21 protein-coding genes, 1 tRNA gene and 2 pseudogenes are annotated in these 25,576 nt (G+C 65.7%); 9 read left to right on the top strand and 15 right to left on the bottom strand.

The features are described from left to right. The first annotated feature begins 25 nt into the window (after positions 1-25). Both AC4ELH_RS03935 and AC4ELH_RS03930 read left to right on the top strand, forming a co-directional pair. Positions 26-499 (top strand): hypothetical protein, encoded by a 474-nt coding sequence (locus tag AC4ELH_RS03935; RefSeq protein WP_498883331.1) that lies wholly within the window; start codon positions 26-28, stop codon positions 497-499. A gap of 105 nt (positions 500-604) precedes the next feature. Continuing rightward, complete coding sequence (locus AC4ELH_RS03930; RefSeq protein WP_498883330.1) at positions 605-1,021, top strand: GtrA family protein; 417 nt, start codon at positions 605-607, stop codon at positions 1,019-1,021. A 2-nt stretch (positions 1,022-1,023) separates the two neighbouring features. On the opposite strand, the gene AC4ELH_RS03925 is transcribed toward AC4ELH_RS03930, so the two are convergent. The 3 genes from AC4ELH_RS03925 to AC4ELH_RS03915 are packed head-to-tail and all read right to left on the bottom strand — an operon-like array spanning position 1,024 to position 3,710. Next, a complete protein-coding gene (locus AC4ELH_RS03925; protein WP_498883282.1) occupies positions 1,024-2,094 on the bottom strand; it encodes a M20/M25/M40 family metallo-hydrolase in 1,071 nt (356 codons plus the stop codon). Between the two features lie 54 nt (positions 2,095-2,148). Beyond that, positions 2,149-2,967, bottom strand: a complete 819-nt coding sequence (locus AC4ELH_RS03920; protein WP_498883281.1) for an acyl-CoA thioesterase domain-containing protein — start codon at positions 2,965-2,967, stop codon at positions 2,149-2,151. A 44-nt stretch (positions 2,968-3,011) separates the two neighbouring features. Further along, a complete protein-coding gene (locus tag AC4ELH_RS03915; RefSeq protein ID WP_498883280.1) occupies positions 3,012-3,710 on the bottom strand; it encodes an MBL fold metallo-hydrolase in 699 nt (232 codons plus the stop codon). A gap of 43 nt (positions 3,711-3,753) precedes the next feature. Here AC4ELH_RS03915 and AC4ELH_RS03910 point away from each other — a divergent pair, with 43 nt between their 5' ends. The 3 genes from AC4ELH_RS03910 (at position 3,754) to AC4ELH_RS03900 (ending at position 5,958) form a co-directional block, all read left to right on the top strand. After that, a complete protein-coding gene (locus AC4ELH_RS03910; protein ID WP_463793400.1) occupies positions 3,754-4,575 on the top strand; it encodes a serine hydrolase in 822 nt (273 codons plus the stop codon). Between the two features lie 74 nt (positions 4,576-4,649). Continuing rightward, the gene (locus tag AC4ELH_RS03905) at positions 4,650-5,417 is read left to right on the top strand and encodes a DoxX family membrane protein (protein WP_498883279.1); all 768 of its coding nucleotides are present in this window, start codon (positions 4,650-4,652) and stop codon (positions 5,415-5,417) included. A 10-nt stretch (positions 5,418-5,427) separates the two neighbouring features. Further along, positions 5,428-5,958 (top strand): RDD family protein, encoded by a 531-nt coding sequence (locus AC4ELH_RS03900; RefSeq protein WP_055114004.1) that lies wholly within the window; start codon positions 5,428-5,430, stop codon positions 5,956-5,958. A gap of 62 nt (positions 5,959-6,020) precedes the next feature. Here AC4ELH_RS03900 and AC4ELH_RS03895 read toward each other — a convergent pair whose 3' ends face one another. Together AC4ELH_RS03895 and AC4ELH_RS03890 are read right to left on the bottom strand one after the other, a co-directional pair. Continuing rightward, positions 6,021-7,463, bottom strand: coding sequence for a GntP family permease (locus AC4ELH_RS03895; protein ID WP_448447321.1), 1,443 nt, complete (start codon positions 7,461-7,463; stop codon positions 6,021-6,023). After that, positions 7,460-7,975: a gluconokinase gene (locus AC4ELH_RS03890; RefSeq protein ID WP_448447319.1), complete on the bottom strand. Its 516-nt coding sequence runs from the start codon at positions 7,973-7,975 to the stop codon at positions 7,460-7,462. The genes AC4ELH_RS03895 and AC4ELH_RS03890 overlap by 4 nt, the downstream gene beginning before the upstream one ends. A 120-nt stretch (positions 7,976-8,095) precedes the next feature. Between AC4ELH_RS03890 and AC4ELH_RS03885 the strand changes: the two genes are divergently transcribed. Both AC4ELH_RS03885 and AC4ELH_RS03880 read left to right on the top strand, forming a co-directional pair. Next, complete coding sequence (locus AC4ELH_RS03885) at positions 8,096-8,812, top strand: FadR/GntR family transcriptional regulator (RefSeq protein WP_064881512.1); 717 nt, start codon at positions 8,096-8,098, stop codon at positions 8,810-8,812. 8 nt (positions 8,813-8,820) lie between these two features. After that, on the top strand, positions 8,821-9,708 hold the full coding sequence (locus AC4ELH_RS03880) for an SCO6745 family protein (protein WP_064881514.1): 888 nt from the start codon (positions 8,821-8,823) through the stop codon (positions 9,706-9,708). A 5-nt stretch (positions 9,709-9,713) separates the two neighbouring features. On the opposite strand, the gene AC4ELH_RS03875 is transcribed toward AC4ELH_RS03880, so the two are convergent. From AC4ELH_RS03875 to AC4ELH_RS03845, 7 genes are all read right to left on the bottom strand, one after another. Further along, on the bottom strand, positions 9,714-10,040 hold the full coding sequence (locus tag AC4ELH_RS03875; RefSeq protein ID WP_064934896.1) for a YnfA family protein: 327 nt from the start codon (positions 10,038-10,040) through the stop codon (positions 9,714-9,716). 90 nt (positions 10,041-10,130) lie between these two features. Next, positions 10,131-10,892 (bottom strand): ABC transporter ATP-binding protein, encoded by a 762-nt coding sequence (locus tag AC4ELH_RS03870; RefSeq protein ID WP_498883278.1) that lies wholly within the window; start codon positions 10,890-10,892, stop codon positions 10,131-10,133. Further along, a complete protein-coding gene (locus tag AC4ELH_RS03865) occupies positions 10,876-11,730 on the bottom strand; it encodes an ABC transporter ATP-binding protein (RefSeq protein ID WP_498883277.1) in 855 nt (284 codons plus the stop codon). The genes AC4ELH_RS03870 and AC4ELH_RS03865 overlap by 17 nt, the downstream gene beginning before the upstream one ends. Continuing rightward, a complete protein-coding gene (locus AC4ELH_RS03860; protein WP_498883276.1) occupies positions 11,727-12,929 on the bottom strand; it encodes a branched-chain amino acid ABC transporter permease in 1,203 nt (400 codons plus the stop codon). The genes AC4ELH_RS03865 and AC4ELH_RS03860 overlap by 4 nt, the downstream gene beginning before the upstream one ends. Continuing rightward, positions 12,926-13,975: a branched-chain amino acid ABC transporter permease gene (locus AC4ELH_RS03855; protein WP_064881522.1), complete on the bottom strand. Its 1,050-nt coding sequence runs from the start codon at positions 13,973-13,975 to the stop codon at positions 12,926-12,928. Before AC4ELH_RS03855 ends, AC4ELH_RS03860 begins: the two co-directional genes overlap by 4 nt. Before the next feature lie 85 nt (positions 13,976-14,060). Further along, on the bottom strand, positions 14,061-15,272 hold the full coding sequence (locus AC4ELH_RS03850; protein WP_498883275.1) for a branched-chain amino acid ABC transporter substrate-binding protein: 1,212 nt from the start codon (positions 15,270-15,272) through the stop codon (positions 14,061-14,063). Positions 15,273-15,468: 196 nt separating this feature from the next. Then, positions 15,469-16,095, bottom strand: a complete 627-nt coding sequence (locus AC4ELH_RS03845; protein WP_064881559.1) for an ANTAR domain-containing response regulator — start codon at positions 16,093-16,095, stop codon at positions 15,469-15,471. Positions 16,096-16,178: 83 nt separating this feature from the next. Between AC4ELH_RS03845 and AC4ELH_RS03840 the strand changes: the two genes are divergently transcribed. Continuing rightward, positions 16,179-16,255: transfer RNA gene (locus AC4ELH_RS03840), tRNA-Leu, on the top strand. Between the two features lie 6 nt (positions 16,256-16,261). Here AC4ELH_RS03840 and AC4ELH_RS03835 read toward each other — a convergent pair. After that, positions 16,262-16,558 (bottom strand): hypothetical protein, encoded by a 297-nt coding sequence (locus AC4ELH_RS03835; RefSeq protein ID WP_498883274.1) that lies wholly within the window; start codon positions 16,556-16,558, stop codon positions 16,262-16,264. Positions 16,559-16,768: 210 nt separating this feature from the next. On the opposite strand from AC4ELH_RS03835, the gene AC4ELH_RS03830 reads away from it, so the two are divergent. Next, positions 16,769-17,443, top strand: a complete 675-nt coding sequence (locus tag AC4ELH_RS03830; protein WP_498883273.1) for a methyltransferase family protein — start codon at positions 16,769-16,771, stop codon at positions 17,441-17,443. 39 nt (positions 17,444-17,482) lie between these two features. Here the strand turns inward: AC4ELH_RS03830 and AC4ELH_RS03825 are convergent. Continuing rightward, positions 17,483-17,680 (bottom strand): annotated as a pseudogene (locus AC4ELH_RS03825) (acyl carrier protein); the annotation flags it as partial. Positions 17,681-17,826: 146 nt separating this feature from the next. Next, positions 17,827-25,516 (bottom strand): annotated as a pseudogene (locus AC4ELH_RS03820) (amino acid adenylation domain-containing protein); the annotation flags it as partial. Positions 25,517-25,576 lie beyond the last annotated feature (60 nt).

The raw sequence follows: 25,576 nt of genomic DNA, 5'->3' as shown, positions 1-25,576 counted from the left end.
TCGCCCATCCGACCACAGAACAGGAATTCCACCGTTGAAAGATGTCAGCGAAGTTGTCGACGACTACACCGGTCGATGCCGCACCGTGGTGCAGTATGCGGTCACCACCAAGCAACTGGTGGGCGCCGCCAAACAACCCGGCTTCGGGACCGAAGGGTGGGCCCCGCTGGCCGACTTGGTCGCCGTCGACGAGTTTGAACGCGTCGGCAATTTCAAGGAGGTCATGAACTGGGAGCAGTACATCGACTTCATGACGAACTGGGCCGCCGCTTCGGAGTGGGACGGCTTGTTCAAGCGCGTCAGCGAAGTCGACGGCGTCGTGTTCCTCGAACTCGAGGAACGCACCAAGATTGGCGACTTCGAGTCAGTGGTCAACTCGATCTCGGTGTACGAGTTCACCGCCGACGACAAGATCCGCCACATCGACCTTTACCTGCAGATGGCGTTGCCGAATACCGAGATGCTGACCAGCTATGAGGGCGTGGCGATCTCGGAGTGACGGTGAAGTTCGCCCGTTGCTCACGGTCCTGACACCTTCCGATGCCACCGTGTCCATGTGCGGAGCGAACCGCGCCGGGTTACGCCGGCCGAGCGATTCCACCAGATGTGCGTCGCGGTGGTGCGGGCCCTGCCCGCACCACTGAATTCTCTTGTGGCTCCGACATTCCTCGGTTTCGCGTTGATCAACACCTTCACCTTCGGGGTCGACCTGATGATCCTGACATTCCTGCACGGTGGGTTCCGGGCGTCGCTCCCGGTCGCGGTGACGGTCGGATACGCCGCGGCTTTCGGCCTGGCCTACTACCTGAACCGGACTCTGAACTTCCGCTCGCACGCGGCGGTCGGTCCCCAGCTGACGGTGTACGTGGTCGTAGTCGTGGTCAACTACCTGGCATTCATCCTGGGCGTCTCCAGCGGGCTGGCAGCCGTGGGGGTCGAGTACCACCTGGCCCGGGTCGTCGCCGGAGGATGTGAGGCGGTGTTCATGTACACCGCCATGCGATGGGTGGTGTTTCGGTGAGTTCACCCATCGACGACGACCTCGACCAATACATCTGTCACCGCCGTGATGGCGGTACGGGAAATCACCTCGTAGCCATGCGTACTCAAGGTCGGCAGACACAGCAGTCCCGCCTGGGGCGACAGCCCTGAGGCTTTTGTGTGTGACGCATCGGACTCGAAGGCGCCGAGCACCGCCGCCTGCGGCGAATATCCGAGATCCCGTGCGATCGCACACAGGCGATCGGCGACACCCTTGTCGTATACGCACTGCGCGTCGCTGTACGCCACGATCGGCCCGCCGGTGACCGTGGTGCCGTACTCCGCTTCGGTCGGGCCGACTTCCACCGCGAGCGTGAGATCCCCGGGCACGGTCCGGCAGGCGTGGGCCGCGCCTACCCCGCCGACCTCTTCGTTCGTCGTGAACACCAGGTACAGGTCGCCGGCCGGACGCCGACCGGTGTCATTCAGCCGTCGGGCCAGCAGGATCAGGGCGAGTACCGCGGCACGGTCGTCCATGAAATAGCAGCCGAAGTAGTCACCCACCTCGATGAGCTCACGCTTGCTGCGGTCGATACACACCCGGGTGCCCGGTCCGATACCCGTCTTGGCCAGCTGGTCGGGCTCCATGCCGGTGAATACGTAGACATCCGGCCAATCCAGTGCCTTGTCGCCCTGGTCGGGCTTGGTCTGCCAGACGTGCTGGGTTTCCTGTGTCGTGTGCTCCGAGCCCAATGCGAGGACCCCGCACAGGGTTTCGTCGTCGCCCAGAATCGCGACGGGGCCCAGACCGAAATTGGCCGGGTACATCGTGCCCAGCGGGGTCAGCCGCAGTGTGCCGTCCGGCTCGATCCGCTTGACGAGCATGGACAGTTCATCGAGATGGGCCAGTATCCGGGTGGTTGCGGCGCCCGGCTTCGCCCCCTTGATCAAGGCGACGAGGTTGCCTGCGGCATCGGTCGAAAGTTCGTCGACGAGGTGTTCCAGCTCCCGGCGGCAGACCTCGCGCACCTGGTCCTCCTGACCGCACGGGCCATAGGCCAGCAAGAGCTCCTGCAACAGCGCACGTTCGAACCCGTCATCCAGCCCGGCCATGTCTGCTCTATTGCCGCTGCGGCCGGGCTGGAGACCTCGGTGCCGGTCAGGCGGTCACCTCGGTGCGGTGCGATCCGGGAACGGGTCGTTGTTGAAATCGATCTGAGCCGCCGGGTTGCTGATCGCGGTGACGAGGCCGGTGCCGAACGACCCGGCACTGTCGTACAACGTCGAGGCGCCGACCGCGATGCCGTCGGCGGCCCGATGCGAGTCCGCCTCCACGCCGATCCACTCGTCTCGCGGGAGCCGCGACAGCGCGACCGTGAGGTCACCGTTGATGTAGCCGACGCCGGCGGTTCCCAGGTTGGTGACCAGGCTGGTGCCCTCGGCCGCCATCGCCGCCCGCACAAAGGGCGAATTCGGGTGGCCCTGCACCACGGTGATGGTGCGGTTCATGAATCGCTTACGCGACGCGTTCTGATGGTCGGCGATGGCGCGACTCCAACCGCCGGCATCGCTGCCCATGTATGTCGTCCGATCTCCGTCGAGCACGGCGGGCGGTTCGAAGCCGGCCGGCGAGATCCATTCCTCACCACGCGGCGGTTCACTCAACCGGTATTGAACCAACGTCGCCCGCGCGACGGTGACGCCGTCCTGGACCAGTTCGCACTCGGAGTTGCGGACACGCCTGCCGTCGCGGAGCAGCGCCACCTTCGTCGTCGTCGGCAGCCCACGGGCGGCCTTGAACAGGTCGACCGTCAACCGAGCCGGCAGAAATTCGGGCAGGCCGAAGGCTGACTCCAATGCCCGGGCGGCCAGGCCGACGAGCGCCGGGCCGTTGAGATGATCCTGACCCCAGTGGCTCTGGGCAAAGCGGGTCGGCTGGAACCGGTCCTGCTCGGACTGCACGAAATGGGCGTCAACCTCGGTCATCGGCGAATCGTCGCATATGGGCTAACTAATTTGGACGGCGGGGATCACGAAGGCCGCCGGGCACCCAGCCAACGCTGCTGGAGCCGGATGAAATGCGCGTCGACGACGGCGCCGTGGCCGGGAACGTAAATTCCGTCCTCCCCGCCCGCGGCCAGCACCGCCTCCAGGGTGACCGGCCAGGATTCGAGGTCGGAGTCGGCGTCGATGACCGGGTCGCCGGACTGTTCGACGAGGTCACCACAGAACACGACCGTATGCCTGTCCGGCACCGTGACGATCAGATCGTGGTTGGTGTGGCCGGCACCGGGGCGGCAGATGCTCACGGTCCGGCCACCGAGATCGATCTCTCCACCGGTCACCTCATGCACGGACTCCGGCATTGCCGCGATGGCCCGGTCGACGTCGTCGGGGTCGGCGCCGTAGCGGACCGCGTCCTCGCGCAAAAGCGGCCGGCCATTTGTCATGGCAGCGGCAACTTCTGGTGCACCACAGATGTCGGCATCCTTGAACCAGGAGCAACCGAGGACGTGGTCAAAATGGTTGTGCGTCAGGACGATATGCCTGACCCGATGACCTGTGAGCACCGCGACATCGGCCTCGATGCCGCGTGCCTCGGCCAAAGTCGTACCGGCATCGATCAACAAAGCATCGGTGCTGCCACTGACCAGACCGACGGTCACGTCCAGGAAGGGCAGGCGCGTGCGCCACACACCCGCCCCCAACTGTTCCCACTCGTAGTTCACAGCCCCGTGCCGGCCAGCGGATCCACCCTGCGAAGCTACTCCTATGCGCCGCCTCCTGTCCTTTGCCTGCGTATTGGCCGCGTTGGGCGCCGGCACCACTGTCCCGTCGGCGAGTGCCGCCTGTCTGACCGGATCGGACTGCGACTTTTCGGAGCGCCTGGCCGCTGCCGACGCCTACTTGGCGACCCGCCCGGGCACGGTCGGGTACGTCCTGCGTGACCGCACCACCGGCGCGGTCTACCGAAATGCACACGCCGGCGAACAGGTGTGGACGGCGTCCACGATCAAGCTGGCCATGGTGGTCGACCTGCTGACCAGGCAACGGGCCGGCACCGTCACGCTGACCGATTCGGACCGGGCGCTGATGGCGGCCATGCTGCACTCCTCTGACGACGATGCGGCCGACACCCTGTGGTCGCGGTACAGCGGCGCCGATCACCAGGCGTTCAACGCCGACTTCCCCGCGTACGGGCTGACCGGGCTGCAACCGCAGCGCGGGTTCAGCAGGACGTTCCCGTACTGGGGCTTCCAGAAGGCCACACCCGAGGATCTGGATCGGTTGATGACCTACACGCTGACCAGCCTGACCCCGGCCGAGACGGCAGACATCGTCGATGCGCTCCAGCACGTCGACGCGAACCAGCAGTGGGGCGTCTGGGGCGCCGGCGCGGCGATGAAACCCGGCAACAAAGACGGCTGGTCACTCGAACAGGGCGGCTGGGTGGTCAACAGCGTAGGTTTCGCCGGACCGCAGCAGCGCTACACGCTGGCGATCATGAATGCCCTCGGCGACCAGGGCGATTACGACGACGGGGTTCAGACCACCACGCATCTCAGCGAGGTACTGCTGGCCGGGCGACGCTGACCTGACCGGACAGGTTTGCCCTGGCGGGCTCTGGGAACTCCTAGCTCATGTTGATCAGACGAATCGCCCGCCCCATGCTGTCTGCGACCTTCATCGCCCGAGGCGTCGAGACCCTGCGCGACCCGAGCACCTCCACCGAAGCGACACGCAGAACCCTGGGTGCGCTGAGTGCACTGCCCGGCCCCGTGGGTGCCGGGGTTCCGAACAACGCCGACACGGTCGCACGGGTCAACGCGGCGGTTCAGGTGGGCGGTGGGCTACTCCTGGCGCTCGGCCGGGCCCCTCGCCTCACCGCAGCGGCGCTGGCCATCACGATGATTCCGAGAAGCATTGGCTCACAGGCATTCCTGAAAGACACCGACCCGCAACACGCCGCGGCTCAGCGTCGTGAGTTTCTCACCGACGTGAGTCTGTTGGGCGGGCTGATCATCGCCGCAGCCGACACGGCCGGCAAGCCGTCGTTGGCCTGGCGCGGACGCCGTGCGGCACGGAACGTCTCGGCCAGCGTCGCCGCCGTCGTTCCCGGTGTATCCGCAAGCAGTGACGCCCTCACCGACAATGCGTTCGCCGAGAAGGTCGGTCAGGGCCTGGCCGTCGGCGCCGAACGCGGCCGCGAACTCGCCGATGCGGCAGTGGAACGGACGACTGAATGGGCGACCGAATTGGCGCAACTCGCGCGGGAACACGGTCCCGAGGTGGCCGACGCGGCCCGCGAACGCGCCACCGAGTTCGCCCACATCGCCCGTGAGCGGGCACCCGAACTCGCCGAGGCCGCGCGTGAACGCTCCGCTGCGCTGGCCGATGTCGCGCGAGCCCAACTCGAGCAGCGACGGAGTCGGTAGCGTTGACGGCATGAGTACGGGCGACTCTCCACCGGAATTCGGTCAGTACGGACAACCGGGCGGCTACCCACCGCCCTACGGCGGGCAAGTACCGGGTGGGTATCCCCCGCCCTACGGCACCCAGACCCCTGGCGGCTTGGGCCGGCGATGGCTGGCGCGCGTGATCGACGGGATCGTCGTCATGATCGGGGCGTTCTTCCTGTCGTTCGTCACCGACTCACTGTCGAGCTACTGGGTGACCGGTCTGTTCACCGGACTCCTCATGTTCATCTATTACGTGGCGTTCGAAGTGGGGATGGGGTCGACACCGGGCAAGAAGGTACTGGGGCTCGCAGTACACGGACCCGGCGGCACACCGAAGCCGACGGCCGCGCAGTCGGCGATTCGCAATGCCTTCACCCTGCTGACGATCATCCCGTGGGTGGGCGGCCTGCTGGCGGTCGTCGCGATGATCGTCATCGCAGTCACCATCAGCGGCAGCCCCACCAAACAGGGCAAGCACGACGAACTCGCCGGCGGAACACAGGTGGTCCGGGGCTGAGAACCCTTGCGTGAGGTGCCCGTTCACCGGGCACCTCACGTTTCGGCGTTCGGTTTACCGTCTCAGACGACCAGCCCCAGCAAGAGGACGAAAACCAGACCGGATACCGACAGCACGGTTTCCATCAGGGACCAGGACTTGATGGTCTGGCCCACGGACATCCCGAAATATTCCTTCACGAGCCAGAATCCGGCGTCGTTGACGTGCGAGAAGAACAACGATCCGGCACCCACCGCGAGCACCACCAGGGATACCTGGCCGGTGCTCATCCCATCTACCAGGCCGAGCATGAGCGACGACGCGGTGATGGTGGCCACGGTGGCCGACCCGGTCGCCAACCGGATCAGTACGGCCAGCACCCACGCCAGCAGCACCACGGACAGATTGGCGCCCTTGGCCCATTCGGCGAGCAGGGTGCCGATTCCGGTGTCGACCAGAACCTGTTTGAATCCACCGCCGGCCGCCACGATCAGGATGATGCCTGCCACCGGTGGCAGAGATGACTCGATGATCTTCACGATCTCGTCGCGGCTCATCTTGGCGCCGCCACCGAGAGTGAACATGCCGACGACCACCGCGATGAGCAACGCCATCAAGGGCTGGCCGAGGATGTCGAACGTCTGACGCAGCAGATGCGACTTGTCGTCGACCAGGATGTCGACGAGCGCCTTGCCCATCATCAGCGCGACGGGCAGCAGCACGCTGAACATGGTGAGGCCGAACGTCGGCCGCGTCTTCGTCGCGGTCACCGTTCCCGCCGCGCCGGCGGTGTCATCGCCGTTCGATTCCCTGTCCGTAGGGTCCGCGGCGTCGAACCGGTCCGGGACCTCGAGAACGACCCAGCGTCCGGCCAACTTGCCGAACAACGGGCCTGCCACAACGATCGTCGGGATTGCCACCAGCACACCCAGCGCCAGCGTGACCCCGAGGTCGGCGTTGAGCAAGGAGATCGCAGCGACCGGTCCCGGATGGGGTGGAACAAATCCGTGCATGGCCGACAGGCCCGCCAGCGCAGGAATGCCGACCGTGATCAGGGAAAGTTGCGAACGGCGGGCCACCAGGTAGATCACCGGCATCAGCAGCACCAGGCCGATCTCGAAGAACATCGGCAGGCCGATGATCGCGCCCACCAACGCCATTGCCCACGGCAGCATCCGCGGTGACGCGTGTCCGACGATGGTGTCGACGATCTCGTCCGCTCCCCCGGAATCGGCCAACAGCTTGGCGAACATCGCGCCGAGAGCGATCAAGATCCCGACGCTGGCGGCGGTGGACCCGAATCCGCTGGAGAACGAGGCGAGCACGTCGCTGATGTTCTCGCCCGCGGCCATGCCCACGGTCAGTGCGCCGAAGATCAGGGCCAGGAACGGATGCAGCTTGACGATCGTGATCAGCACGACGATCAGGGCGATGCCGGCCAGTGCGGCCAGGACCAACTGCGCGCCACCCGCCACCGGCTCAACCAGCTCCGTCCCGGCCGCGAGATGAGTGAGCGTCGAGGTCATCGGTTCTCCTGTTCGGTTGTCGCAGCGTCGCATTGGGCCACATATTCGTCGACGATGGCATCGATGCTCTGATCTACGTCGATGGCCACACCGGCCTCATCCGGTCCGAGCGGCTCCAGCGTCGCGAATTGGGAGTCCAGCAGCGTGGCAGGCATGAAATGTCCCGGCCGACTGGCCTGACGTCGGCGGATCACTTCGCGTGTGCCGCTCAGGTACAGAAACACGACGCCGGGACAGTGCCGCCGCAATTGGTCGCGGTATTTGTGTTTGAGTGCCGAGCAACTCATCACACCACCTTCGTGGTGCTCGGCGAGCCAGTCGCCGATCGCCTCCAGCCAGGGATAGCGATCGGCGTCGTCGAGAGCGTGGCCCGCCGACATCTTGGCGATGTTGGCGGCGGGGTGAAAGTCATCGCCATCGGCGAACGGAACGCGCATTCGCTGTGCCAGCGCGGCGCCTACTGTCGATTTCCCTGACCCCGATACGCCCATGACCACGACTGGTAAACCCATACATCCCTCACAATGTGTGTCTGCCGTCACACAGCATGACGCAAAAAGCATACGTTTGCAAGATGATCACAATTACATCTGTTTTTTACTGCTCAACGCGCAATATGACAGGATGTAACCGTGTCCTCGCCCTCAAACGTCGGCGCGCTGCATGCCAGCCTGCTGACCTCGCTCGGCACCGGAATCGTCTCCGGCGAGCTGGCGGCCGAGCAGGTGCTGACCCTGGACCGGCTCAGCGCCGAGCATGAGGTGTCCCGCAGCGTCGCGCGCGAGGTGATCCGGGTGCTCGAGTCGATGGGCATGGTCGAATCGCGACGCCGGGTCGGGATCACCGTCCAGCCGGCGCGCAAGTGGAACGTGTTCGACCCCAGGCTGATTCGGTGGCGCCTACAGGCCGGCGACCGGGCAGCGCTGCTGGCATCACTGTCGGAGCTGCGGCGCGGTTTCGAACCCGCTGCCGCGGCACTCGCCGCCCGACGGGCGAATCCGGACCAATGCCGGGTGCTGGCCGCCGCGGTGTCGGACATGGTGGTGCACGGGCGGTCCGGCAACCTCGACGCATACCTACTGGCGGACAAGGTATTCCATCGAACCCTGCTCGAGGCCAGCGGCAACGAGATGTTCCGCGCGCTCAACGACGTCGTAGCCGAGGTCCTGGCCGGACGCACCGAGCACGGCCTGATGCCGCACTCCCCCAATCCGGCCGCCATCGAGCTGCACGACGAGGTCGCCCGGGCCATCCGGCTGCGCGACGAAGACGCCGCGGAGCGGGCGATGCGGGCCATCATCGACGAGGCCGCCACCGCGGTGATCGATCCGGTCGGACCCGATGCTTAACTAGCGGAATGACTCGCACTCCCGCGTTGGCACGTCGATTCTTCGAGCGGCTGGAGCCGGTACACGGAGTCACCTACTTCGCCCCCGAGCCCCGGGCGGCCTTCGATGCCGCGGGCTACCGCGGCTTCTGGATGGGGTACTTCGCCAGCCGCTCGGCTCCACTCGGCATCGTGGCGCCAGAAGTCGTGACGGCCGCGTTCTACAACTTCACCGCCGAGCGGGTTGCCAAGGCGCTGCCGGCGGTCTGGGACATAGCAAGTCCGGCAACGCATTTGCAGATGCGATCGGACACGGCGGTCGCGGCGCTGCGTCGCTCCGGGGTGGCCGACTCCGAATCCACTCGTCTGGCCGCCGAGCTGACCGCGAAGGCAGCTCGCACCGCACCGCTGGAGGGGCGGCCGCTATACGCCGCCAATCGGGCCTTGCCGTGGCCCGAGGAACCGATCGCGAAGCTCTGGCACGCGGTCACCCTGCTGCGCGAGCAACGCGGCGACTCCCACATCGCCGTGCTGGTCGCCGAGGGGATCAGCGGCCGGGAAAGCAATGTACTGCATGCCGCGGCCGGCCGGGTGCCGCGCGAGATGATCATGCGCAGCCGCGACTACGACGACGAGCAGTGGGAGCATTACGTCGAGCGGCTGCGCTCCCGGGGCTGGCTGGACAGCCGGGGCGACCTGACCGACGCCGGGCGCGCCGTCAAGCAGGCGGTCGAAGACCGCACCGACGAGTTGTCGGTGGCGGCGCTGGACGCGTTGACCGACGACGAGATCACCACCCTGTTCGCGACGCTGACACCGATCACCCGCCAGGTGGTGGCCGCCGGTGACGTGCCGGCCGCCACGCCCATGGGCCTGCGCCGCGACGATCTCGACGACGACAGCGCCCATCTGGGCTGACAGCCTCAGCGCGGGGCGTACATGATCAGGCCGACCCCGACGAGCGCCACAAGTGCGCCGGTGACATCCCAGCGGTCGGGCCGGAAGCCGTCGGCGGCCATGCCCCACAACAACGATCCGGCGATGAACACCCCGCCGTAGGCGGCCAGCACCCGACCGAAGTGGGCGTCGGGCTGGAACGCTGCGACGAAACCGTAGGCGCCGAGCGCGATCACCCCGGCCCCCATCCACATCCAGCCGCGGTGCTCCCGTACGCCCTGCCACACCAACCAGGCCCCGCCGATCTCCAACACCGCGGCCAGCACGAACAGCGCGATCGATTTGCCTACCATCACCACCTCAGCGTGCCGTGAAGGTGCACAAATGCCGAATCCTGCGCGGCGTGTCGCCGGCAGACCCGCACGCTCGCTACGCCTGGGGGTTCAGGCCACGCCGAGATAGGCGGCGCGAATACTGTCGTCCGCCAACAATTCCCGCGCAGCACCGGTGCGGGTGACACTGCCGGTCTCGAGGATGTAGGCCCGGTCCGAGCGGCTCAGTGCCTGTTGGGCGTTCTGCTCCACCAGCAGCACCGTGGTGCCCTGGGTGTTGATCTCGGAGATGATCTTGAAGATCTGTGAGATCACCATCGGTGCCAGTCCCATCGACGGTTCGTCGAGCAGCAGCACCCTGGGCCGGGCCATCAACGCGCGGCCGATGGCCAACATCTGCTGCTCCCCGCCCGAGAGGGTGCCGCCCACCTGGGAACGCCGCTCGGCCAGCCTCGGGAACGTCGTGAACACCCAGTCCAAACTCTCGTCGTGCTCGCCGCGGGACGCGAATTTGCGCCCATAGCAACCCATCTCCAGGTTTTCGACCACGGTCATACCGGGAAAGACCCCGCGTCCCTCCGGGGCCTGGATCAGCCCGTCGATGACCCGCTGGTGGGCTTTCACGCGCGAGATGTCGCGGCCCTCGAACCACACCGAGCCCGAGGTCAGCGACCGCAGGCCCGAGATCGCGCGCATCATGGTGGTCTTGCCGGCCCCGTTGGAGCCCAACAGCGTGACCAGCTCTCCCTCGTGCACCACCAGTGAAACCCCGTGCAATGCCTTGATGCGGCCGTAGTGCACCACCGCGTCGCGCACCTCGAGCAGTACCGGGCGGCTGGTCTCCGTCTGTGACAATTCAGGAGATGTCGTCATCGGGTACCCCCAGATAGGCGGCGATCACTCGCGGATCTTCACGGATCTCCGACGGTAGGCCGTCGGCGATCTTGCGGCCGAACTCCAGCACCACGATGCGGTCGGTCACGCCCATCACCAGTCGCATGTCGTGCTCGATCAGCAGCACCGTGTAGCCGTCGTCGCGGATCTTGCGGATCAACTCGATCAGCGAGGCCTTCTCGGCCGGGTTGAACCCGGCAGCCGGCTCGTCCAGGCACAGCAGCTTGGGCTCGGTGGCCAGCGCGCGGGCGATCTCGAGGCGCCGCTGATCCCCGTAGGGGAGGTTCTTTGCCTTCTCCTCGCCACGATGCGCGATCCCGACAAAGTGCAGTAACGCCACGGCACGTTCGATCGCCGAGCGCTCCTCGCGACCGTGCCGCGGGGACCGCACCAAGGCACCCGGCACCGAGGTCTTGTGCCGCGCGTCGGTTCCCACCATCACGTTCTCCAGTGCGGTCATCTCGCCGAAGAGGCGGATGTTCTGGAAGGTGCGGGCGATACCCCGGCGGGTGATCTGGTGCCGTTTGATGCGGCCCAACGGGGCGCCGTCGAACACGACCGAACCCGAGCTGGGCCGGTACACACCGGTGATCGCGTTGAAGCACGTGGTCTTGCCTGCACCGTTGGGTCCGATCAGACCGAGGATCTCGCCGCGGCGGATGTTGAAACTGACCGAGTCCAGGGCCACCAGGCCACCGAACTTCACGGTGAGCTCCTGGGTCTCGAGCAGGATCTCGCCTTCGGCGGCCTGGATGTCACGGTGAACGCCGGCCAGCTCCTCGACACTCTCGGTTACACCGGGCATGGGCTCGCTCATCCCACCGGCTCCTTGTCTGCGGCACCGCGCAACAACCGTCGCGCCGATCTGCCATAGGTCAACAGCTGCTGGCGCACCGGGAACAGTCCCTGCGGCCGGAAGATCATCAGCACCACCAGCGCCAAACCGAAGAACAGGTACTTGAGATCACCGAGGTTGATCCCGAGGAACTCGACCCCAAGGAGGCGGTTCGGCAGATACACCACGATGAAGGCGCCGAAGATCACGCCGAGCTTGTTGCCCTGCCCGCCGAGCACGACCGCGCACAGGAACAACATCGAGTTGATGATGTTGAACGTCGGCGGTGCCACGTACTGGACCTGCCCGGCGTACAGCGCACCTGCAAGCCCACCGATTGCGGCGCCGATCACGAAGGCCCACAGCTTGAACCGGAAGGTGTTGACGCCCATCACTTCTGCGGCGTCCTCGTCCTCACGGATGGCCACCCAGGCGCGGCCGACCCGGCTGCGTTCCAGGTTGCCGACCAACAGCAGGATCCCGATCATCAGGATCAGGCCCAGCCAGAACCACCACGTGCCGTAGTTGGCCTCACCGACCGAGTTGCCGCTGGAGAACACACCGTTGGGCAGCTTCTCGCTCTCCCCCACCCGCGGGTAGGCGACCTGATTGAGTCCACGTGAACCGTTGGTGATGTCGGACAGGTTGTCGGCGAGCAGCCGGATGATCTCACCGAAGCCGAGGGTGACGATGGCCAGGTAGTCGCCGCGCAACCGAAGTGTCGGCGTTCCCAGGATCAACCCGGCCAGCGCGGTGACGGCCATGGCCAACGGCACACAGGACAGCCACGCCCAGTCCTTGCTGAAGAAGCCGTCGGGGCCCACCCTGTTCCAGGGGCTGTCGGGGCTGGTCAACAAGGCGACGGTGTACGCGCCGACGGCATAGAAGCCCACATAACCCAGATCGAGGAGGCCGGCCTGACCGACGACGACATTGAGGCCGATCGCGATGACGGCGATCATCGCGAACTGCGCCATGGTGCCGCCAAAACTGATGCCAGGGGTGTTGAGGAAACTCGGGGTGAACAACGGCAGCAGCGCCAGTAGCCCGAAACCCACTACGCCGACAACCCATTTGGCCATCCGCGGAACGGTGGACCAGTATTCGCGGATGGCGTCGCCGGGGGCCAGTAGCGTCCTGGTCACCGAACCGGCCGATTCTGAACCGTGAGGCTCGCTCATACCCGTGCCTTCCCGAGGCTCTCACCGAGTATTCCGGTCGGCCGGAACAACAGCACCAGCACCAGCAGCACGAACGCCACGACGTCACGCCACTGCGTTCCGAACACCACCTGTCCGTAGTTCTCCATGATGCCCAACAGCAGACCGCCCAGCAGTGCGCCGCGGAGATTCCCGATGCCGCCCAGCACCGCCGCTGAGAACGCCTTGATGCCGAGCAGGAATCCGCCCGAGTAGATGATGCCCTGCGGCACCTTCAGAGTGAACAGCAGCGCGGCGACCCCGGCCAGCAGACCACCGAGCAGGAACGTGGACATGATGATCCGTTCCCGGGAAACCCCCATCAGCGTCGCTGTGGTCGGATCCTGTGCGACCGCACGGATTCCGCGTCCGAATTTGGTGCGGTTGATGGCGATGTCGGTCAGGAGCGCGACGACCAGGGCGGCACCGATGATGACCAGCGTGACGTTGGTGATCACGGCCTCGAACTTCGTGCCTTCGAACAACGTGAACTGAATCGTCGGCCGGACCAGCTTGATGGGCTGCTGCGCGTTGCTGCCGCCGTAGCCTTTCAAGATTTTCGGCAACACGAAATGCACGAATTCCTGCAGAACGAACGACATTCCGATCGCGGTGATGAGAAATGTCAATGCGCGGGCGTTACGTTTTCGCAGCGGCCGGTAGGCGATGAATTCGAGACCCGCGGCCGCCGTACCGGACACCAGCATCGCGAAGACCATGGCAACACCGAGGTAGAACACCGTCAGCATCACGCCCTTGTCGTACGGCGTGCCGGGAGTGAACCCCAAGATGACGTCGAGGCAGAAGTACGTCCCGAACATGCCCAGCATGAAGATCTCGGAGTGGGCGAAGTTGATCAGCCGCAGGACGCCGAAGACCAGCGTGTAACCGACTGCCACCAGAGCGTAGATCGCACCCCACGACAGCCCGTCGACCGTCAGTTGGAGAAATCGGTCCTGCAATCCGTCCAGGTTGAAACTGATGTTGGCTGCCAGACAGGCGGACTGCTCGACGCACTGGTGGATCATCCGGCGGCGGCTCCTGACTCAAGGGGTGTGAAGCGAAACGCGTCCGAGTCCTGGGGACGGTCTCGGACGCGTTTCGCTCAAAGGGCTACTTGACTTCGTACATCCAGATCAAGTTCGTGGTCAGCTCGCCCTTGTCGGTCCACTGGTACTTGCGCGCCACACCTTGGCCCTCGTACTTGCGGACGTAATCCAGCATCGCCGGCCGCGTGATGGCACCCGAGTCGATGCCCTTGAGCAGGATGGTGCCCAGGTCATAGCCCTCGGTGCTGTAGGTGCCGGGTGCCTGGCCGAACTTCTTGGTGTACTCGTCGGCGAACGCCCCGGTCGCCGGGCCACACGGGCAGGACAGCAACGCGCCCTTCGACGCTTCGCCCGCCTGGTTGACGAACTGCTGATCCTTGGTGCCGTCGGCGCTGACGAACGTCGCCGTCACCCCGCCGTCCTTGAGCTGCTGCACGAACGGTGCGGCCTCGGAGTAGTAGCCACTGTAGAAGACCGAATCCGGGGCCGCGCTCTTGATCTGGGTGATCGCGGCCGAGAACTCCTTGTCCCCCTTCTTCACCGAGATGTTGCACGACGAATCGGCAACCGGGCCAAGGGTTTCACGCACGGCCTCGGCCAACCCCAGCCCGTAATCAGTGCTGTCGTCGACCACGCACACCTTCTTGTGGCCCAGCGTGTTCTTGAGATAGTTGGCCACCGAGGGACCCTGCACGCCGTCATTGGCCAGGCCTCGGAAGAATGTCCGCCACCCGTTCTCGCTCAACGTGACGTTGGTCGCCGAAGCGGTGGCGGCAACCAGGCCGGCCTGGTTGAACACATCGCCGGTGGCCTTGGTCTCCCCGGAGAACGCCGGCCCGACCAAGCCGATGATCATCGCGTCGTCGACGATCTGCGGCGCCACGCCGGTCGCCTTCTGCGGATCGCCTTCAGTGTCAAAGCTCTTGAGCTGCACCTGGCAGCCGGCGTTCGCGGCGTTGTGCTTGTCGACAGCCAGCTGCACGCCGTTCTTGATGTTGATACCCAGGGCGGCGTCCGGGCCGTTGAGCGCGCCCATCATGCCGAGCATCACGGGCGGGCAGACGGCCTTGCCGTCACCGGCGGGCTCGGCGGGCGCGACGTCCTGGGCGGCCTTGACCTCGGCACCGTTTTCGTCGATCTGGACCTTCTCGACGATCTTCAGATTGGTCTGCGATGCCCCGCCTTCCGGTGCGGACTGGTTACAGCCGGCAATCGCCAGGGCAACCACACCCGCACTTCCGAGAGCAAATGCTTTCCGTGCCACGCGACCGCGCACGCTTCACCTCCGGGTCAGAGTTGTCAGCGGTACCGACGCCCTGACCTTGCCAGGCCGGGGCGCCGGAGCTTCGGGTAGAACATAGCCAACCACCGGCCCGAGCGCGGGATGTTGAGTGAGGCTTCTTGCGCGTGTGCTGCCTGAACGCGGAATTTCGGCCCGGCAGAAACCCACAATTAACAACCGGGCCGGTCGGTCAGTTCTCCGGAGCCGGCGCTTCCTCGGATTCTTCCAACGTTTCCAGCACCACCTCGGCCACCCGCCGCATCGTGGTACGGCGGTCCATCGCGGCCCGCTGAATCCACTTGAAGGCCTCGGGCTCGGTCATCTGGTGTTTGCTCTGCAGCAAACCCTTTGCCCGCTCGACCAGCTTGCGGGTCTCCAGCCGGTCGCCCAAGGTGGCGACCTCGTTCTCCAGCGCGGCGATCTCGCTGAACCGGCTGACCGCCACCTCGATGGCAGGGACCAGGTCGGTGATGCTGAACGGCTTCACCAGATACGCCATGGCCCCGGCGTCGCGGGCACGTTCGACCAGTTCACGCTGGCTGAACGCGGTCAGGATGACGATCGGGGCGATGCGCTTGCTGGCGATCTCCGAGGCCGCGTCGATCCCGTCGCGCCTGGGCATCTTGACGTCCATGATCACCAGGTCCGGGTGCAGGGCCTCGGCGAGCTCGACGGCCTCCTGGCCGTCGCCGGCCTCACCGACGACCTCGTAGCCCTCTTCACGGAGCATCTCGGCGAGATCGAGGCGGATGAGCGCCTCGTCCTCGGCGATGAGCACACGGCGGGGGCTGTCAGCGTCTTTCGGTGACCCGGTCATGGAGAACATTGTGTCGTGGAGGCCGCCGTTCGGCGAGCGCGGGGCCATCCTCTATGGTGTAAAGCCGCAGTACCGATCGGGACGCCCTCGTATCCCAACTGGCAGAGGAAACGGATTCAAAACCCGTACAGTGTGAGTTCGAATCTCACCGAGGGCACCAAGTGAGTCACTGGAAGGCGGCGAAGCAGGCGAAGAGCGCGACGGGGACATATCCGACCAGCGCAGCGCCGAACAGAGTGCTCAGGACTTTCACCAACCTGGTCTTCCTGATCACTGCGGCCCAGATCAACCCGCCGTAGCCGAGTACCGCCAGCACCCCACTGAGCACAGCTCCCCCTCGTGCCCGCATCGCCTCCGCGGTCGACGGGTAGCGGCCGTCCATCAGGTTCGACGTCAGGGCATCGCTGCTCAACACGACGTAGATCACCGCGAAGGAAGCCAGCAGGATCACAGACGCGGCCATGGCGACCATCGTGGAAATCTTCTGCCTGCTGTCGGGAAGTTCCACCACAGGCACGGACGCTACGGCACGAGGCCTGCGGAAAGCGGTTGCACCGCTGGGTCGTAGCTTGGGACCAAACGCACCCGCCTGGTGGGTGCCCGACGGTAGGTTGAGCCGTGCGCTGCGTTGCGCCCGCCGGCGGTCGATGCCGCGGCGGACGACAGGAGGATCGTGAAAGCCGTTGCGAGAGTAGTCGGATTCGGGCTTGTTGAGCTCACCGTGTTCGGCCTGGTGCTGTTCTTGCTCGCGGGGACTTTCGACTACTGGCAAGCCTGGGCTTTTCTGGTGGTGTTCGCCCTCTCGACGTGGATCCCGAGCATCTTCCTGCAACGCGCGGACCCCGCCGCGCATCAACGCCGCAAACGCGCCGGGCCTGCCGCCGAAAGCCGCACGCTGCAAAAGGTCCTCATCGCCGGGTGGTACGCCTCGTTGGCAGCCATGGTGGTGGTCAGCGCGCTCGACCATCGCTTCAGTTGGTCCTCGGTGCCCGCGGCCATCTGCGTCGCCGGTGACGTTCTGGTGGCCGTCGGACTGGGCGTCACGAGCCTGGTGGTCATCCAGAACAGCTTCGCGGCCTCCACCGTTCAGGTGGAGACAGGCCAGCAGCTCGTGTCCACCGGCCTGTACGGGCTCGTACGCCACCCCATGTACACCGGCAACGTGCTGACCATCGTCGGCTTCCCGCTCGCGCTCGGGTCCTACTGGGGGCTCCTGCCCGTCGTCCCCGGACTCATGATGCTCGTCATCCGTATCCGCGATGAAGAGAAGCTGCTGGTCGAGCAACTGGACGGATACCGCGAATACGCGCAGAAGGCGCGATACCGCCTCGTGCCCTACATGTGGTGATCGCCGCGCTCATCCCATCGGGGTGGGCGCGGCGATCGCTCACTGAGCGGGGGCGTTTTCCAGGTGCTGAGCCAAGCTCCGCACCGACGGGGCGCCGAGCAACGTGAGCACCGTCAATTCGACATCGAGAGCTGCGTTGATCGCCGCGACGGCACGCATCGCGGAAATCGAATCGCCGCCGGAAGCGAAGAACGACTCCTCCACTCCGATGCGGTCCACCCCCAGCACCTCGGCGTAGATGCTCGCGACGATCTGCTCGACCAACGTGGCCGGAGGGCAATAGGCACCATTGGTCTCGTCGGCCCCGGATGCCCGCAGCGGCATGGCCTCTGGCTGAGGGGAGACCGCCTTGCCACTCCAGCCGTGCAGCCGCCGTTGCCCGGAACCTTTCACGAGGTCCAACGCCGACAAGCGGCGCCCCGGATGGGCGGTCATCTCCACCAACACCTTCTTGAACCGCTCCATCAACGCGTCGATGGAGTCCGCGTCGAACACATCGGTGTCGTATTGGACGCGCAGTTCCAGCTCGCGGCCCGGCCCGGCCTGCACCGAGATCGGGTAGTGGTAGTAGTCGCGGCTGCTGAAACCGGTGATGGCCAACCCGTCGCCACCGGGTTGTGTTCCGGCGTCGGTCGGATAGTTCTCATAGACGAAGACCGTGTCGAACAGCCTGTCCTGGCCGGTGATGCGGTGGATGTCGCTGAGCGCCACATGCTGATGCTCAAGGGTGTCGTTGTGCGCACTCTGCAGTTGATCCAGCAGATCGCCGGTAGTCGTGTCCGGTGTGAAGGTGGCCCGCACCGGCACCGTGTTGATCAGCAGACCCACCATCGAATCCGCACCGTCGACTTCGGCGGGCCGACCCGAGACGACGGTGCCGAATGCCACATCGGACTGACCGGTCAGTGATCTCAGCAGCATTGCCCAGGCACCCTGCAACACCACGTTGACCGTGGTGTGATGCGAACGTGCCAGCTTCGTGAGCGCCCGCGTGGTCTTCGCCGGTACCCGATACGAATCGACCCGACGTTCCCCGAACCGCAACTTCTGCGGCGGCCCAACGAGAATCGGGGTGTCGAACCCGGCCAGCACCTCACGCCACGCGGCGTGCGCGGCAGGACGATCGCGTTCGGCCAGCCACGTCATGAACCTGCGGTACGGCGAGGCCGCGGGCAACCGCAGCCCGTGGTAGCCGGCGAAGATCTCCTGCATCAGAATCGGCATCGACCAGCCGTCCAACACGATGTGGTGATTGGTCAGGATGAAGCGGTGGCGGTTGCCCGAGATGCGGATGAGTGCGGCCCGGAAGGCGGGTTGGTTCCCGAGGTCGCACACCGCCGCACGCTCGGCCGCAAGGATCTCCTCGATCTCTGCATCGATGCCAATGCCGTTGGCGTCCAACTCGATATACCGCCAGGGTGTGACGGGGTCAGCGGGAATTGCCTGCACGGGCTGCTCGAATTGTGGACAGAAGCGGGCCGCCAGATGCGGATGCCGGCCGACCACGGTCTGCACGGCATCGTGGAGCTGGCTCACGTCGAGCGGGCCGCTCAGTGCGAGATCCAGCTGCACCGCATAGACGTCGTCTCCGGAGCTGCTGGCGACACCGGCGTGATACAGGAGTCCTTCCTGCAATGGCGTCAGGGGCAGCACATCGGAAATGGGAGATTCACCGTGCAGCGCGTCGATCTGCTGCTGGCTCAGCCGAACCGGGGCGATGTCGGACGGGGTCAGCCCGCCTCCACCTCGCCTGACATGGGCGCAGATACCCGCCAGGGCGTCGAACCACAGGCGGCTGATCCGTGTGACAGCGGTGTGGTCGAGTGCCGACGGCGCAAACGTCCAGGTGGCGTTCAGATGTGGGCCGGTGTCGGTGTCGATCGTGACTGCGTTGAGCTCGACGGAGTGCGCCAGCGCAATGGGTATCGCCCCGGCGGCGCCGGTCATCGACAAGCCGTCCTGGCTGAACCGCCACACATCACCCGACGCGAATGCAGCCGGAGAACCGAGCCGCCCGAGGTAGTTGAACCCGATCACGGGATCCGATCCCGCCAGGTCCACGTCGGGGTTGAGATAGCGCAGCAGACCATAGGTCAGCCCGTCGGGCAGCTCTCGAAGCTGCTCTTTGGCTTCTTTGATCACCGCACCGAGCGCGGCGTCACCGGCCACCACCTGCGTCCAACGCAGCCCGCCTCCACGGGCTCCGAAGCTCAATGACACCGGGTACTTGGTGGTGAACCATCCGACCGTGCGCGACAGGTCGACATCTCGATCATCGGCGCCGCCCAACCCGGCCAATTCCTCTTGGCGCCCATGACCTTCCACGTCGATGGCGACCGGCGCGCCGCCGGTCCCCAGGTACTGAGTCCAGGCGAGGGCAAAGGCGATCAACAGGATTTCCTGCACGCCGGCGTGAAATGCCGCGGGCACCTCGCCGAGCAGCATGCGCGTGGTCTCGACGTCCAGAAACTCCGTGAGGTACCCGGCGGTGGCGAACGTATCCTCCGCCGGCCGGGGTGCCGGCAACGGGGCCGGGACGGACGTCACCTGCCGCCACGCGTCCGCGTGGCCGACGACGTCCGGGTGCTGCGCATGCTCGGCAAGCAGGTCGGCCCAACCGGTGAACGACGTTCCGGCAGGCGGCAACAGCACCGGCTGCCCGCCGCGATGCTGGGTCCAGGCGATGTTGAGATCCTCCAGCACGATTCGCCATGACACCCCGTCGATGGCCAGATGGTGAACGACCAACGCCAGTTGGCCCGTGGTCGAACTCCACAACGCGCTCAACATCGCTCCGGCAGCAGGATTCAACCGCGACCGGGCCGCCGCCAGCGCGTCTTCCGTCAGCACGTCCACGGTGTGCAGGTAGTCGCGGGCATCCACCCCGTCCGCCTGCGGCACCGTGAGAGACCAACCGCCCGATCCGTCGTCCCCCGCCCGCAATCGGAGCATGCCGTGCCGATCGAGCAAGGCCTGCAACAGGACTACGACGTCGTCCTCGGCGGCACCCGTCGGGGCCTGCAGCACCACAGTCTGATTGAACTCATCGACCGGACCGTCAGGAGTTTCCAGGTCCTTCAACCACCGCATGATCGGGGTCGGCACCACCGGTCCGAGTCCCTCGTCGATCTCGCCGCCCGTGCCGCCGGCCATCCTGACCACCCGCGCCAACCGGGCGACGGTCTGCTGGACGAAGATGTCGCGCGGACGACCGGTCAGGCCGGCACCGTGCGCCCGCCAGATCACCTGCATGGCCGAAATACTGTCGCCACCAAGATCGAAGAACGAGTCGTCGACTCCGACCTGCTCCAGTCCGAGGACTTGCGCGAAGATGCCGGCCAAGATCTCCTCGAGTTCAGTGGCCGGGGCGCGGTAGTGGTCGACGTCTTGATATTCGGGTGCCGGCAGGGCGCGAGTGTCGAGCTTGCCGTTGACCGTCAAGGGCAACGCCTCGACAACGACGATCGCGGTGGGCACCATGTAGGGCGGCAACTTCTCGCCCAACGTGGCGCGCAGATCAGCGGGATCGCCGTCTCCGGTGATGTAACCGACCAGGCGCTTGTCGCCGGGACGGTCCTCCCGGGCGATCACCACCGCTTGCTCGACACCCTCCAAAGCCATCAGCGCCGACTGGATCTCACCCAGCTCGATCCGGTAGCCACGAATCTTGACCTGCTCATCGGCACGTCCCAGATACTGCAGCTCTCCGTCCGATCGCCAACACACCAGATCGCCGGTGCGATACATCCGCTGTCCCGGCGCTCCGAACGGGCATGCCACGAACCTCGACGAGCTCAACCCGGCCCGGCCCACATATCCGGCGCCCAAACCGGCACCGGCCACATACAATTCCCCCACCACGCCGACCGGGACCGGCTGCAATGCGCGATCGAGCACGAAGAACGCAAGATGGTCCAGCGGCACACCGATCGGGCTGACACTGCCCTCGACATCGGCGGCGGTGATCTCACGGAACGAGGCGTGCACCGTTGTCTCGGTGATCCCGTACATGTTGATCAACCGCGGTAACACCGGATGGTCCTGCAACCACTCACCCAGCCGCGCAGGCTCGAGCGCCTCACCACCGAACACCACCAACTCGAGATGAAGTTCAGACTCCAACGCGGCGGAAAGCTCATCCGCGGTCTGCAAGGCATAGAACGCCGACGGCGTCTGGCTCAACACATTGACGCGTTCATCGACCAGCAACGCATGGAACTCTTCAGACGACCGCGCCACCGAATCGGACACCACCACCAATCGCCCACCGTGCAGCAGGGCCCCGAAGATCTCCCAGACCGAGAAGTCGAAAGCCAGCGAATGACTTTGTGACCACACCAGATCGGCCGACAGCTTCAGATCGGTATCCAGCGCCTCAAGCAGACGGATCACGTTGCGATGCGGGATCGCAACACCCTTCGGCACGCCGGTGGTGCCCGAGGTGTAGATCAGATAGGCGACGTCGTCAGGTGTGGGTCCACCAGGTGGTGCGCCACTGGGCCGGGAGGCGGTCGGAGCCTCGTCGACGGCGATCACCGCCAACCCGTGCGCGCTCAGTCGGCCGGCCAGATCGGTGGTGGTGACCACGGCAACCGGCGCGGAATCGGCGAGTACGAACTCCAACCGCGAGTCGGGCACCGCAGGATCGACAGGCACATAGGCCGCGCCGGTCTTGAGTACCGCGAAAATCGCGACGATCGACTCGATCGACCGGGTGAACAGTAACGCCACCCGATGCCCGGGACCCACCCCGTGCTCGACAAGCAGGTGCGCCAACCGATTTGCCGCCTGATCGAGCTCCCCGTAGGTGATCCGGCTCCCCTCGAAACTGACGGCCACCGCGCCAGGGTCGCGGGCCACCTGCGCCTCGAACAGTGCCGGAATGGACATCGGTGCAGGTGCCGGGCGGGTCAGCGTCGCCCGGTTGCCCACCTCGTCCAGTCGCTTCTGCTCGTCGGCATCGAGCACATCGATCGCGGACAAACGGCGGGTCTCGTCGGCGGCCATCGCCTCGAGCACCCGTTGTAACCGATCGACCAACGCTTCGACGCTGTCGCCGTCGAACAGGTCGGTGCGGAACTCCACGGTCCCGGAAATTCCTGCCGCCTCGCCGGTTTCGGTCCAACGCTCGGCCAGCGAGAAAGACAGATCCATCCTGGCGGTGTGGGTGTCCAGCGGTAGCTGAGTGACCTGCAGGTCCCCCAGCGCCACCCTCCCGCCGGAATCACCGGTCGCTCCGGGAACGTTCTGCCAGGCCAGCATCACCTGCACCAACGGGTGATGGGCCAGAGACCGGGACGGATTGAGGCGCTCGACGAGCACCTCGAAGGGCACATCCTGGTGCTCGAATGCACCGAGACTGCGCGCCCGTACCTGCGCCAGAAGGTCGGCAACGCTGGGATCTCCTGCGAGATCCACGCGCAGCACCAACGTGTTGACGAAGAACCCGATCAGCTCATCGAGGGCAGGGTCGCGACGTCCGGCGATCGGGAATCCCACCGCCACATCGGAACTCGAGCTGAGCTTCGAAAGCAGTACCGCCAGGGCAGCCTGCATGACCATGAACTTGGTCGCGTTGTGATCGCGGGCCAGGCGGGCCACCTGCTGCTGCAGAGCGGCAGGCCACTCCACATCGACTCGGTCGCCGTTCTGATCGGCGACCAAGGGATAGGGCCGGTCGGTCGGCAATGCCAAGCGCTCGGGCATCCCGGCCAGGTTGTCCGCCCAGAATCCCAATTGCTCAGAGATACGGCTGGCGCTGTCCTCCAGATCGCCGAGCTGCGCGCGCTGCCACAAGGTGTAATCCGCGTACTGGACCGGCAAGGGCTGCCAGCCGGGAGCCTGCCCCGCACACCGTCCGGCGTAGGCGACCCCCAGATCAGCCACCAGCGGAGTGATCGACCAACCGTCGGCGGCGATGTGGTGCACCACCGCCACCAGCACGTGCTCGTCGTCTGCCGTCCGAAACACCTTTGCCTGCAGGGGGATCTCGTTGGCGAGGTCGAAGCTGTGCCGCGCCGCCAGCTCGATCCCCTCCTGCAACCGGTCGGCCGTCCAACCGACGGCATCGATGACTTCCCAGCCGAATTCCGTTTGGTCGGCGCGAACGATCAGCTGTTGAGGCGTGCCGTCTACCGTCGGGAACAACGTGCGCAAGCTCTCGTGGCGCTGTAATACGTCGGCGAACGCCGCACCGAGGGCATCGACATCGAGCGGACCGTTGAGGCGCAGCCCGGCCGCCAGATTGTAAACCGGTGACGGCCCGTTCAATTGGTCGATGAACCACAGTCGGCTTTGCGCGAAGGACAGCGGCATCATCGCCGGCCGCTGGCCGGCCACCAAGGGCTGTTGTCGACCTTCGTCAGCACCGATACGAGGCGTCAATCGAGCGACCGTAGGAGCCTCGAATATGACCCGCTCATCCAGTCCGGCGTCCAGGGTCCGATTGAGCGCAGCGACCAATCGCATGGCCTGCAGCGAATCTCCCCCGAGATCGAAGAATGAGTCGTCCATGCCGACTCGGTCCAACCCGAGGACCTGGGCGTAGATGCCCGCCACGATCTCCTCGGTGGGCGTGGTCGGAGCGCGGTAATCGTCGATGTGCTGGAATTCGGGTGCAGGCAAAGCCTTTTTGTCGAGCTTGCCGTTGACGGTCAACGGGAACGCATCCAAGGCAACCACGGCCGTGGGCACCATGTAGGGCGGCAGCGTCTCCCCCAGCGCCACCCGCGCCACGGACGGGTCGGCGGAGCCGATCAGATAGCCGACCAGCCGCTTGTCCCCGGGACGGTCCTCCCGGGCGATCACCACCGCCTGCTCGACACCCTCCAAAGCCATCAGCGCCGACTGGATCTCACCCAACTCGATCCGATAGCCACGAATCTTGACCTGCTCATCGGCACGACCCAGATACTGCAGCTGTCCATCTGTGCCCCAGCGCACCAGATCGCCGGTGCGATACATCCGCCTAGCCTGTGCGCCCTCGCTGCCGAACGGGCAGGCCACAAATCGCGTCGAACTCAACGGAGCCCGGCCCACATAGCCATAACCCAAACCCGCACCGGCCACGTACAACTCGCCCACCACACCGGCAGCCACCGGGCGCAACCGGCCGTCCAGCACGAAAAACGCCAGATCCGCCAACGGTCCACCGATCGGCGAGATCGCATCTTCCAGATCGGCCGCGGTGATCTCACGGAACGAGGCGTGCACCGTCGTCTCGGTGATCCCGTACATGTTGATCAACCGGGGCGACCCCGGATGTACGGCCAACCACGCCCCGAGGCGGGACGGATCCAGCGCCTCTCCGCCGAACACCACCACTTCGAGGGCCAGCCGGTTCTCCGGCCGGTCCGTGTCCACGGCAGCCAACGCATAGAACGCCGACGGAGTCTGACTCAACACACTGACCCGCTCAGCGACCAACAAGGTATGGAACTCCTCGGCCGAACGGGTCACCGATTCGGGCACCACGACGAGCCGCGCACCATGCAGCAGCGCACCGAAGATCTCCCACACCGAGAAGTCGAACGCCAACGAATGACACTGTGCCCATACCTGACCCGGCGACAACGCCACATCACGATCGATTGCATCCAACAACCGCGTCACATTCCGATGCGGAATCGCCACGCCCTTGGGCACACCCGTCGTACCCGAGGTGTAGATCAGATACGCGACATCTTCGGGGGCAGGTTCGATCAGTGGGTCGGTGTCCGGCCGGCAGCTCATCGCGGGATCGTCGACGTCCATCACCGTCAACCCACGCCCACTCAGCCGATCCATCAGATCGGCGGTGCTGACCACTGCTACCGGCGCTGAATCAGCGAGGACGAATTCTATGCGCGCATCCGGCACCGACGGATCGATCGGCACATACGCCGCACCGGTTTTGAGCACACCCAGGATCGCCACGATGGCCTCAACCGACCGTGGAAACAGCAGCGCAACCCGCTGCCCCGGACCGACACCGCGCTCGACAAGCAAGTGCGCCAACCGATTCGCAGCCCGATCAAGGTCCCCGTACGTGATGTGGCGCCCGGCGCAGCTGACGGCAACCGCAGCCGGATCACGAGCCACCTGTGCGGCGAACAACACCGGAATTGCCGCTGACGACATCGGCGTCGCCCCATT

Source organism: Mycobacterium shunyiense (assembly GCF_058270075.1).
The sequence above is the reverse complement of the archived record's forward strand: the minus strand, read 5'-3'. Positions and strand labels throughout refer to the sequence as shown.